The 10,730-nt window shown below is 52.1% G+C and carries 2 protein-coding genes; both read right to left on the bottom strand.

The annotated features are described in order from the left end of the window. Positions 1–7: 7 nt before the first annotated feature. The gene (locus tag JOD20_RS10075) at positions 8–4,717 is read right to left on the bottom strand and encodes a non-ribosomal peptide synthetase (RefSeq protein WP_204755145.1); all 4,710 of its coding nucleotides are present in this window, start codon (positions 4,715–4,717) and stop codon (positions 8–10) included. 16 nt (positions 4,718–4,733) lie between these two features. After that, positions 4,734–10,565, bottom strand: coding sequence for a type I polyketide synthase (locus JOD20_RS10070; protein WP_204755144.1), 5,832 nt, complete (start codon positions 10,563–10,565; stop codon positions 4,734–4,736). Positions 10,566–10,730 lie beyond the last annotated feature (165 nt).

Below are 10,730 nucleotides of genomic sequence, written 5' to 3'. Positions count from 1 at the left end.
GATCGATTTAGAACAAATCGTAGTCGTCGTCGTTCGCTTGGGCCCAGCCGCCGAGCAAGCGTTCTTTTTCCGCCATGCTCAACAATGAGACTTCGCTGATCTTCTGCTGTGGATTCGCAACCATGCTTGCCAACAATTGTAAAAATTGCTCGGTCATGCGCTTGATCGTTGTGGCTTTAAACAGGTCGCTGTTATATTCGAGCCATGCATCGATGCTTGAGCCATGGTCATAGAGCACCAAGCTCAATTCAAATTTGGCCGATTTGGTTTCGACGCTGCGCGGCACAATCTGCACCTCGGGCAAATCGAGGCTGGTGCGTGAAGCGTTTTGCAACACCAACATGGCTTGGAAAATCGGCGAACGATTGGTTTGGCGTTCAGGCAAAATCTCGCTCACCAACAAATCAAACGGCAGATCTTGGTGGCTGTAGGCATTGAGCGCAGTTTCGCGAATGCGCTGGAGAACCGTTTGCAGGCTTGGCTCGTCGCTCAAATCGCTGCGAATTGCCAAGGTATTGGCAAAGAATCCAATAATGCTCTCAAGCTCTTGGCGATTGCGATTGGCAACCGGCGTGCCGACCACAATATCGCTTTGGTTGGTATAGCGATTGAGCAGCACGACCCACGCGGTCATCAGCAGCATAAACATGGTTGCTTCGTTATCACGGGCCAATTGATTGAGCTGGCGATAGAGTTCTGGTTCGATGCTCAGCGTTTCGTGGCCACCATTGAAGGTTTGGACGCTTGGCCGTGGATAATCCAGCGGCATTTCGAGCGTCGGCAATTTGCCATGCAATTGGTGTTTCCAGAAATCGAGTTGGCTTTGCAATACGTCGCCTTGCAACCAATGGCGTTGCCAAGCAGCAAAATCGGGGTATTGCAAGGCCAATTCTGGCAATGGCGAGGCTTGATTGCTGGCAAATGCTTGGTAAAGCTGGGTCATTTCGCCAAATAAAATGCCCTGCGACCAATCATCAAAGGCAATATGATGAATGCTTAATGCCAACACATGCTGCTGTTCGGCAAGTTTGATCAACCGCCCACGCAACAATTGGTCACGATCAAGCTGGAATGGTTGATTAACTTCTTGTTGCAAGCGTTGCTCAAGCGCCGTTGTTTGAGCCTCGCCAGCCAACCCACTCAGATCATGAATCGTGAGGGTTAAGGGTTGGGCTGGCTGCACTTGCTGAATTGTTTGGCCTTCGTGGCTTACAAAGCGGGTGCGCAAGCTATGATGACGCTCAACAAGTTCATTCAGCGTGCGTTCCAAGGCCACAAGGTTCAATCGGCCATTGATTTCGAGCACAACTGGCACCGTGTAGAAGCTGCTGTTTGGGTCCATTTGGGCCAAGAACCAGATCCGTTGTTGAGCATAGGAGAGCGGCAAACGGGCCTGTGGATCAGCTTTGTGAATGGCGATAATGCTGCTTTGGGCTGGCGTTTGGTTTGCCTGCTCGATAATGCTGGCTAAGCCTTTGATCGTTGGGCTGAGGAAGAAATCACGCAGATTCAGACTGACATTAAAGACCTCGCGAATGCGCGAAATCACTTGGGTTGCCAGCAACGAGTGGCCACCTAAATCAAAGAAATTATCCTGAATGCCAACCTGTGCAACGCCCAGCAAACTTGTCCAAATTGCCATCAGCGATTGCTCGGTCACGCTGGTTGGGGCCGCGATCGGAACCGTGCGCTCGACAGGTTTGGCTTGCTGTTGGCTTGGCAAGGCGCGATAATCAATTTTGCCATTGGCCGTCAGCGGAATCGCATCAAGCATAATAAAGGCGTTGGGCAGCATATACTCGGGCAATCGTTGCTTGAGAAAGCTGCGCAGTTGGCTAAATCGGGGCGCTTGATTGGGCAGCGTTACCAAGTAGGCGACCAAGCGCTGATCATCAGCAGAGATCGTGTTCACCGTTACGATTGCATCGGTAATCGCCGGATGCGCCATCAGCGTGGCTTGAATTTCGCCTAACTCAATGCGGAAGCCGCGAATTTTAACCTGATTATCGCGCCGCCCAAGGTATTCGATCTCGTTATTGGCCAAGCGCCGTACCAAATCGCCAGTTTTATACAGCCGACCGGTGGCGGCAAACGGGTTTTGGATAAAGCGTTGGTTGGTAAGTTCTGGCCGATTCCAATAGCCGCGCGCCAAGCCAGCCCCGCCAACATACAATTCGCCTGCAATCCCAACGGGCACTGGCTGACAATGATCGTCAAGCACATACAAATCCAAGTCGGGAATTGGCGCGCCAATCGGGCTAGTTTGCGGGTTTTGTGCGTCGTGCAGCGTAAGTGGGCGGTAGGTCACATGGACGGTGGTTTCAGTGATGCCATACATATTGACCAATTGAGGCCGTACAGCGCCATGGCGCTCAAACCATGGTTGCAATGCGCCAACATTCAGCGCTTCGCCCCCAAAGATGACATACCGTAAATTTAGCCGCGAGGGCAGAGCTTGCTCTGCATCGTTGATAATTAATTGGCGGAAGGCCGATGGGGTTTGGTTTAAGACCGTCACGCCTTCATCGCAGAGCAATTGATAGAAGGCTGCTGGATTGCGGGTGGTCATAAATGGCACGACCACCAGCCGCCCGCCATAGAGCAACGCGCCCCAAATTTCCCAGACTGAGAAATCAAAGGCAAATGAATGGAATAAACTCCAAACATCGTGCTGATTGAATCCAAACCAGTGCTCAGTTGAGCTAAATAAACGCGCCACATTGCGATGGGTAATCAGCGCGCCTTTGGGCGTGCCGGTCGAGCCAGAGGTATAAATGACGTAGGCCAAGTTATCGAGCTGGGCGCTTGCTGGGAGATTGGTCGTTGGCTGGTTGCTAAGTTCTGAATCAACCGCGTCGAGCATAATTAATTGCAATCCAGCTTGCGGCAGTTTATTGCTACAGCGCGTTTGGGTCACAACCAGCCCAACTTTGGCATCAGCCAAGAGCCAAACAATCCGCTCTTGCGGATACGATGGGTCAATCGGCAGATACGCGCCGCCAGCCTTGAGAATCGCCAAAATTCCAATAATCGTATCCAGCGATGGCTCAACACACAACCCAACCAAACTATCTGGCCCAATATTGAGCGTTTTCAGCTGATGGGCAAGTTGATTGGCGCGGCTGTTCAGCTCTGCATAGCTCAGTTGCGTTTGCTCAAAGCGCACTGCAATTGCCTGCGGATTGGCTTGGGCTTGCTGCTCAAACTGTTCGTGCAATGGCAACAAGTTTGGTTGGGCGCTTGGCTTTGTTTGCGGCAGCAATTGCTGAAGCTCGCTTTTGCTCAATAATGGCAAGCGTGAAAGCTCCAGCTCGGGCGTGGTTAATGCAGCTTCAAGCAAGATTTGGTAATGTTGGGCCAAGCGTTCAATCGTTGCTCGATCAAAAAGGTCGGTTTTATATTCAAAACTTAAGTTAATTTGCTGATCAAGCGAGATTGCCTCAAGGCTCAAGGCAAATTTGGCGGTGCTGCTTTCAATTGGGAATGGCTCAACGCTAAGTTCTGGCGTTTGGAAGCTATTAAGCGTATCGCGCTGAAACACAAACAAGCTTTGGAAAATTGGCGTGTGTGCTAGATTGCGTTCAGGTTGCAAGGCCTCGACGAGTTGCTCAAACGGCAGATCTTGATGATCTTGCGCCGCCAAATTGGCTGCCCGCACTTGATCCAAAAAGCTGCGAAAACTCATGTCGCCAGCGGCTTGGGTGCGAATAACCAAGGTATTGACGAAGTAGCCAATCAAGGCTTGCAAATTGTTGTAGTGGCGATTGGCAACCGGCATGCCGACTAATAAATCGGTTTGGTTGGTATAGCGAAACAGCAGCGTTTTCCAGACCGCCAGCAAAATAATGTTGAGCGTATAGCCTTCGCTGCGGCTCCATGTCACCAAGCGTTGCACCAAATCGGGGCTAAGTTGTACCCGATAATGCGCGCCGCGCGATGATTCGACCGCTGGATAAGGTCGATCGGTGGGCAATTTGAGAATTGGCAATTCGCCAGCAAGTTGGGTTTTCCAGTATTGAAGCTGTTGCTCCAACACGCTGCCTTGCAGCCAATTGCGCTGCCAAATTGCATAATCGGCATATTGAATTGGCAGGGCTGGCAAGCTGCTTGGTTGACCAGCGTAGGCTGCATTCAACAAGCTATTCAATTCGACGATCATCACGCCAGCCGACCAGCCATCAAAGACACTATGATGGACGTTGATTAATTTAATATATTCGTGATCACGAATCTGCAGCACAAGAATGCGCAATAACGGCCCAGTTTGCAGGTCAAATGCTTGTTGGGTTTCAGCCTGAATCTGGCTTTGCAGCGCGCTTTCACGCTCATCGTCGTTCAGCTCCCGCAGATCAACCAGGCTAAACCCGGGGTTCAGCTCGGCATGAATTTGCTGATATGGGACGTTATCGACGAGTTTAAAGGTGGTGCGCAACACTTCATGGCGCTGGGCAATGCTATTAAAGCCTGCTTGAACTGCATCAATATCTAGCTTGCCAACATAGCGTACGCCATAGGTAATGTTATATAACGGACTGCTTGGGTCCCACTGATAGAGCACCCATTGGCGCTCTTGGGCAAACGATAAGGGCAGCGTATTGGTTGTTCGTGGCTGGGCGACCAATGCTGGTGGCTGATTGGCAGTTTGTTGCAGCCGACGAATCAAGAGCGCTTGTTTTTCAGGCGGTAATGCAGCGATTTTGGCAGCAAAATCAGTCATGTAAAATCTCCATACCTCAGCCAACCAGACGAGATTGAGCCTCATCAGTGGAAAGTTGTTCTAATTCAGCAAGTATTTGGGCGATCTGGTCGTGATCGCTTTGCTGGACTTGTTCAAGCAGCGCCTGAAGCGCATCATCGCGACTTTCAGGCGAAGCAAACAGCTCCGATGATAGTTCGAGGGCTAGTTGTTGATTGACGTTCACACCAATTTCATCAATGCTCGGGCCTTGAATCAGATAGGCAACCGACAAGGTTACGCCAAGTTGCTGGCTGATGCCGGTCTTGAGTTCAATTGCCATAATCGAATCGAGGCCAAGCGTATGCAGCGGGAGCTGACTCGCCAATTTTGCTGGGTCAAGCTGCATAACTTTGGCAATTACTTGTTTGAGTTGCTTGGTTATCAAGGCTTGGCGTTCGCTTGGGTCGGTTTGTTGCAGCAAGCGGCGAAATTCATGCTCGTGGTTGGCGGTGCTTGCTGCTTGTTCAACGCTTGTTTGGGGCATAAGCGCCGCAAAGAAGGGCAACGCTGCCACCACGGGATTGGTTCTGAGCCAGGTCGCCCAATCGATCTCGGCGATGGTCGTCTGAATTGCCTGCTCGCTGAGCAGCTGCTCCATGGCAACTAAGGCTTGGTTTGGCTCAAGCAACTGCACGCCATGGGCTTCGAAAATTTGTGGATTAAGCCGCGCGGCCATCCCCACGCTGGCCCATGGCCCCCAATTAATGCTCAGCCCAGCGAGGCCTTGACTGCGGCGATAGGCTGCGAGGCTATCCATAAAGCTATTGGCCGCGGCATAGTGGGCTTGGCCAACCGAGCCAAGGCTTGCCGCCAGCGATGAACAGAAGATCATAAAATCAAGTGGCTCAGCGCTGAAAACCTCGTGCAACGCCCATGCGCCAGCAACCTTGGGCGCAAACACACTCGTTAGCGCGCTTGGCTCCATGCGATAGAGCATTTGATCGTCAAGTACGCCCGCTGCATGGACAATCCCGCGAATTGCTAAGTCCGTTTCGGTCCGATAGTGCTGCAAAAATTCAGCTAATGCTGCCTGATCGGCGACGTTAATCGCTGCATAGTGGACGTTGGCACCAGCCTGCTCTAAATCATGTAGCGCATTGAGCAGTTGCGAGCGTTGATCCGATAAGCCTTGCTGGGAAGCATTGGCGGGCTGCAATGGGCGGCGACCAAGAATCACCAAATTGCGCGCACCCTTGGCGAGCATCCAATGGGCGATTTCCAAGCCCAAACCACCACTGCCGCCAGTGATCAGATAGGCTGCGTCGCTGGTTAGGCTGATCGGGGTTGGTTTGGCGGGCGCTTGGCGTTTTTGCAAGCGCGCAACTAGCGCTTGTTGGTTGCGCAACGCTTGTTGATGCTCATTCGAGCGCTGAAGCAAGATGCCTGCTAGTAGGGTTGCTTCGTTGGCTAGCGAGTTTGGATCAAGGTCGACCAAGGTTGGGCTAAGTTCGGGGTGTTCCAAGGCGGCGCTGCGCAACAAGCCCCACAGTGGTGCTTGAGCCAGATTCACAACCTCGTTGGTGATTGCTTGGCCACCACGCGTAACACACCACAAGCGTGAGTTTGCTAGATTTGGGTCGCTGATGGTTTGCAGCAAGGTCAACATCGCGCTACTTTGATGAATTGCGGCGGCTGGAGCTTGATCGTTGCTTGCGGCGAGCGGCCATAAACAGACGATGTGTTGATATTTTGCCTGTAATTGGGTTGTGAGCCACGTGCGCAGATCGCTTGCTTCGCTTGGTTGTTCGAGGCAATCGACCTGTTGGCCATGGCCTGCGAGGTTGCTGCTCAATTGCTTGGCGAGTTGATCGTTGGCATTGGCCAAAATCAGCCAGCGCTCTGCTGGCAGCTCGACGTTTTGAGCTGGGCTTGCTTGCCAAGCATAATCATATAAGCCTTGCGGCGCTTTGGCAGTGGTTCGGGCGGCCACTTGAAACAGCCGTAAGCCAGCAATTTCGACGACTACGCGACCTTGCGCATCGGCAATAATCAAATCAGCTTCATACATCATGGTTTCATCGGCAGGCGCAGACCGCAAAACCGCGTGACACCAAGCCTCTGCTGGAATCCGATCAAGCACATTCAGCCGTTCAATCGCAATTGGCAGGTAGGTCTGATCGTTGGTGTGTTGATCGAGAATGACCGCGACCAATTGGAAGGTCGCGTCAAGCAAGGCTGGATGCAGCTGATCATAGGTTTCGAGTTGCCCAATTGCGCTGGCAAGTTGGAGTTTGGCCAAAGCTTCATTTTGGCCGCGCCAAATGCTAGTTAATGATTGGAAAGCTGGTCCGTATGCCAATTGAACCTGTTGCATGCGTGCATAATGCGCGCTAACAGCAAGCGTTTCGGGGCAGCGCGCTTGCAATTCATCAAGTGCAATATAGGTTGAATGACTGGCAACGGCACTGGTATCAAGCGCTGTCGCAGTGGCATGTAATTCCCATTGGCTCGCTTGATCAGCTGCTTGGCTCAAAATTTGGAAGCTGAAACTATGGCTCTCTTCAGCAGTGCAAATCAGCTGAATTGTGCGTTGGCCTTGCTCAGGGATGATCAACGGTTGTTTGAAAACGAGGTTATTGAGCGTGACGGTTTGTTGACCACGGCTGCGCAAGGCCGCAACAATCATCTCAACATAGGCTGCGCCAGGCAACAAAACTTGCTCTTGAACCACGTGATCAGCCAAATAAGCTGGATAGTTGGTAGCCACACTCGTTTGCCAGAACTGTTGGTTATTCAAAGCCGAAGCGATTGAAATGCCGAGCAATGGGTGTTGATTGCTTGGTGTTGCCTGAACTTTGCCCGATAAAAGGGCTGGCACAAATCCGCTACGGGCAGTCGCTTGGCTGGTTGCTGCTGGCAACAGCTGATCAAACCAATAGCGCTCACGTTGCCAAGGATAGTGTGGCAAAGCGCTGCGTTGGCGTGAATTGGGATAAATCTGTTGCCAATCGGGTGCGTAGCCAGCAACATACAAACGGCCAAGGGTCTCGAACAACAGGCCCAATTCGGCTTGCTCGCGGCGTAATGAGCTAAATACCTGGGCTGGCTGCTTATAGTGTTGGATGCTGCGCAGCATCGATTCGCCTAAAACTGGGTGTGGGCTGATTTCCAAAAATGTATCGTAGCCCTTGTCGAGCAGGCTTTTCATGGCGTTGGCAAACAAGAATGGTTCGCGCAGATTGCGGCCCCAATAGCCATCGCTGTAGAGCGTTTGCTCAACAAAATCGCCAGTGACGGTTGAAACCAAGGGAATCGTTGGCGCTTGGGGCTTAAGTTCGGCCAGTGCCGCATTCAATTGGGGCACGAGTGGCTCCATATGCGGGCTATGGAAGGCAATATCGACCCCACGAACCAAACGAGCAAAAACATCGTTGTGTTGCAGCGAGGCAACTAATTGCTCCAAAATGGTTGGATCACCAGCCAAAATACACGAGGTTGGGCTATTGATCCCAGCAATCGCCACCTGTTGCTCACGACCAGCCAAGAGCAAACGGGCTTGTTCAAAGGTCAGTTCAACCGCAGCAGTTTTACCCTTGCCAGCAACCTGTTTCATCAAGCGGCTACGATGATAGACCACTTGCACCGCTTCATCGAGGGTCAGCACTCCGCTGACATGGGCGGCGGCGATTTCACCCAAACTATGGCCAACAATTGCCGCCGGCGTGATGCCCCAAGCGCGCCAAAGGGCTGCGAGGCTCACTTGCAGGGCAAAAATAAGCGGCTGCGCCCGATCGGTCTGGTTAATCTGCTCGCCAATCTGGTCATCAAGCAGTGCTTCAAGCAACGACCAATCTGCATAGTTGCTGAAACAGCGGTCGCAGGCTTCGAGCGTTTGGCGAAAGACTGGTTGCTGCTCAAGCAGCCCACGGCCCATGCCGAGCCAATGCGAGCCTTGACCCGAAAATACCCACACCAATTTATGTGCTTGGCTCTGTGAGTGGTCTTGGGTGATTATGCCGCTGGCAGTTCGGCCTTCGGCAAAATCATTGAGTTGCTCGATCAGCAAGTTTTGGCTCGTAGCACTCGCTGCCAGCCGATAATCGAGCTGGCTGCGGCCAACGCTGGCACTGTAGCAAATAGTGCTAGCTTCACTCGCGCTGCTGGCAGCAAGCTGGGCTGCATAACGGGCGGCAAGTTGACGTAAGGCTGGCTCGCTTTGGGTCGATAAGGGCAAGAGCAAGGGCCATGCTTCAGTGCTATTTGCTGCTGGAGCTTCAACTGCTGGAGCCGATTCGAGCACCACGTGGGCGTTGGTGCCGCCAAAGCCAAAGCCACTCACCCCAGCCAGTAAGGGTCCGGCTGAGCTTGGCCATGGCCCTAATTCACTTTGCACTTGCAAGCGCAGTTCGTCAAACGGAATCATCGGATTGGGCGTTTCAAAGTGTAAGCTTGCTGGCAAGATGCGATGCTTCATTGCCAGTGCTACCTTGATCACGCCAGCAATGCCTGCTGCCGATTCGGTATGGCCAATGTTGGTTTTGACCGAGCCAATCACACATGGTTGCTGTTCGGAGCGCCCAACTGCTAAGACCGCGCCAAGCGCTTGGGCTTCGATCACATCGCCAAGGCTTGTGCCTGTGCCATGGGCTTCGATATATTGCACGCTTGCAGGATTAACTCCAGCGCGGCGATAGGCTTCTTGCAGTACGACCTCTTGCGATTGGCGATTGGGAGCCATAATGCCGTTGGTGCGGCCATCGCTGTTAACCGCACTGCCGCGAATAACTGCATAGACTGGGTTGTCATCGGCTAGGGCTTTTTGCAATGGTTTGAGGATAATAATGCCTGCACCATCGCTGCGTACAATGCCATTGGCGCGGGCATCGAAGGTTTTACAACGGCCATCAGGCGATAACGCCCCAGCCTTGGAGAAAAATAAGTTGCCATCAGGTAGAAAGCTGGCATTAACCCCGCCAGCAATCACCAAATCTGCCTCGCCAGCCTCTAATGCCTGACAAGCCATATGAATCGCCACCAACGAACCGGAGCATGCGGTGTTGATACTAACGCTTGGGCCTTGCAAATTCAGCACATACGAGAGCCGATTGGCCAAAATGCTGTGCGACGTGCCTGGCCCAGTATAGGCATCGATAATCTCAGGATGGCTAAATAAAATGCGGCCATAATCTTCGCTGATTGAGGCAATAAAAACCCCAGTGCGGCTGCCAGCCAGCGCTTGCGGCGATTGGCCCGCATCCTCGAAGGCTTCCCAGGTACATTCGAGCAGCATGCGTTGTTGAGGATCAAGGTGGATTGCCTCGCGGGGCGAGATGCCAAAAAAGCCTGTATCGAAATATTCAGGCTGATCAACAAAGCCACCCCAACGGGTATACATCGTGCCTGGGACGCTGCGATCAGGGTTATACACCGCCTCTAAATTCCAACGCTCAGCAGGAATTTCAGTAATTGCATCACGCCCGTTGACCAGTAAATCCCAATAATCTGCCAAATTGTTGGCTCCAGGGAAACGGCAACTCATGCCAATAATGGCGATGGCTTGCTCGTTATGCTGCGGCTCTGCTGAGTTTATTGGCGCTGCTTGCTCCGATCCAAGCAATGCTGGCACAAGTGTCTCGATGCTTGGATAATCCCAGAGCATTGTTGGTGAAAGTGAGCGTCCAAGCAGTTCTTCAAGCTTGCTGATTAAACTAAGCGCTTGGAGTGAATCGATTTGATAGTGCGCAAACGGCAAGCGCACATCAATCTCAGCGGGGGCAACATTTAAATAAGTGCAGAAATGATTAATCAACCACGCGGTTAGAATTTCGGCGGTTGATTCGGGTACTTCAGGCTTGATGTTATCAGTTCCAGCTGGTAGGTTGTTCATAGGATTCCTTTGTATGTCGTGTTGCACAGCAAGGTTTAATGCTATAGCGTGAGCAACTAGATACTGGAAGGTACATCAGATTGAGAACGTTATAGGTATTGAACTGTTAACCTTCAACCATTAGTTCGTAATGATTGAATTTTCTGATTTATTGACCAAAACTCT

This window comes from Herpetosiphon giganteus (assembly GCF_016907925.1).
Taxonomy (GTDB): Bacteria; Chloroflexota; Chloroflexia; order Chloroflexales; family Herpetosiphonaceae; genus Herpetosiphon; species Herpetosiphon giganteus.
The sequence above is the reverse complement of the archived record's forward strand: the minus strand, read 5'-3'. Positions and strand labels throughout refer to the sequence as shown.